At 71.7% G+C, this 1701-nt stretch carries 3 protein-coding genes; 1 reads left to right on the plus strand and 2 read right to left on the minus strand.

Going from position 1 to position 1701, the window contains the following annotated elements; genetic code table 11:
• Nucleotides 1-486 (minus strand): type I 3-dehydroquinate dehydratase (locus tag G6018_RS15830; protein ID WP_182640126.1); only part of this gene is annotated, 486 nt, incomplete at its 3' end.
• A gap of 37 nt (nt 487-523) precedes the next feature.
• Nucleotides 524-994 (minus strand): DUF4262 domain-containing protein, encoded by a 471-nt coding sequence (locus tag G6018_RS15835; RefSeq protein ID WP_182640127.1) that lies wholly within the window; start codon nt 992-994, stop codon nt 524-526.
• 204 nt (nt 995-1198) lie between these two features.
• Here G6018_RS15835 and G6018_RS15840 point away from each other — a divergent pair.
• A partial coding sequence (locus G6018_RS15840) for a patatin-like phospholipase family protein (RefSeq protein ID WP_182640128.1) occupies nt 1199-1701 on the plus strand: 503 nt, incomplete at its 3' end.

Here is a 1701-nt window from a genome sequence, read left to right on the forward strand (position 1 = left end):
CACCACCGGGGTGCGGTGTCGGCGGGCGGCGGTGATCGCGTCCTCTGCGTGCGGGTGCCGGTACTCCACGTCCAACGCGGCCGCCATGCCCGTCGAGGCGAGTGCCTCGACGAGCGCGACATAGGCCTCCGGTGAGATCTCCGCACCCCCGCCCTCGGACCTGGTGCGGAACGTGGCCAGGACCGGCAGTCCCGGTAACAGAGCCGAGATCTGCTCCAGGGCCTGCACCGCCGGGTCCGGATCACTCCCGGCCCCGGCGGTGAAGGGTCCGTAGAGGTCGACACGCCATTCGACCACGTCGACCAGTCGGTCCGTGTCCGGTGAGACCCCGGCCGGAGGGGTCCCTCTCACGGTAGTGCTCCGGAACTCGGAGTCGGCGCTGCGTAGCGCACCGATCTGCTCGGCGAGCTCCGTGAGATCCCGACCCGTGAGCGGGACGATGATCGAGGGCGAACGGGCGTCCAGGACGAGCCGATGGCGGGGCATGAGTAGACCCTACGACGGCCCCACCGGTGCGGTGGTCTCAGCAGCACCCGTCGCACGGGCAGGGCCGCCCGGCGGGGACCAGCTCGAGTGCGGTGAGGCCGCCGGTACCGGTGGTGCGGTAGTAGCGACCCGCCCACCGCAGAGTCCTGGAGGGGCGCCGGACCGGTACGAGCTCCCACGTCGGTCCGTCGGGGCCCTCGCACAGCAGGTGGCCGGCGTCGAGAACCCGGCCGTCCAGGACGGACCCGCCCCACCGGGTGAGCAACGCGGCCGTCTCCCGGGCGCCCAGGCCGCGGGCCAGGAGTTCCGGGTGTCCGCGATCGGTGAGCCCGACCGTGTATCCGAACCGTTGGTCGGGTGGCAGTGGGGCGGACTCGCAGTCCTCGCAGGCGCAGCCCTCGCCCACGTGGACCAGGTGCAGGCCGAACCGGTCGATGTCGGCGGCGACGCGCGCCATGTCGGGGTCAATGGCGGCGACGGGGCGGAACCGGATGACGGTGTGGGACACGGGAACTCCTGTTGTGTGTTCGGTGATCGTGGGTATCGAACAGGTGCTCGATACGATGGTGAAGGTAGACCGCGCCTACGACACGGTCGGCCCGGTGCCGGGATGGCGCGGGCCGCGCCGGTGCACACTGGAGGCGAATCCGCTGAGGGGACGGCCCCGGTGTGTGGGCACCGGGCACGAGTGAGGACGACGGAGGGGGATCGGATGAAGGTCGCGTTGGCACTGGGTTCCGGTGGGGCGCGCGGATACGCGCACATCGGGGCGATACGCGAGCTCGAGTCGCGCGGGCACGAGGTGGTCGGGGTGTCCGGGGCGTCGATGGGGGCGGTCGTGGGGTCGCTGCTCGCGGCCGGCGAGTTGGACCGTTTCGAGGAATGGGTGCGGGGTCTGGCACAGCGGGACGTCCTGCGGCTGCTCGACGTGTCCTTCGCCGGCGGGGGAGCGATCCGCGCCAACAAGATCATGGGCGTGATCGGCGAGATGCTCGATGACGTGCGGATCGAGGATCTGGCGATCCCCTACACCGCGGTGGCCACCGACCTGCGGGCGCGGCGCGAGGTGTGGTTCACCCGGGGCCCGGCCGATATCGCCGTCCGTGCGTCGTTCGCGATCCCGAGCATCGTCACCCCGGCGATCGTGGGCGGGCGCCTGATGATCGACGGCGGCGTGACGAACCCGGTCCCGCTCGAGCCACTCGCCTCCGTGGA

The sequence above is a fragment of the Dietzia sp. DQ11-44 genome, assembly GCF_014145205.1.
GTDB lineage: Bacteria > Actinomycetota > Actinomycetes > Mycobacteriales > Mycobacteriaceae > Dietzia > Dietzia natronolimnaea.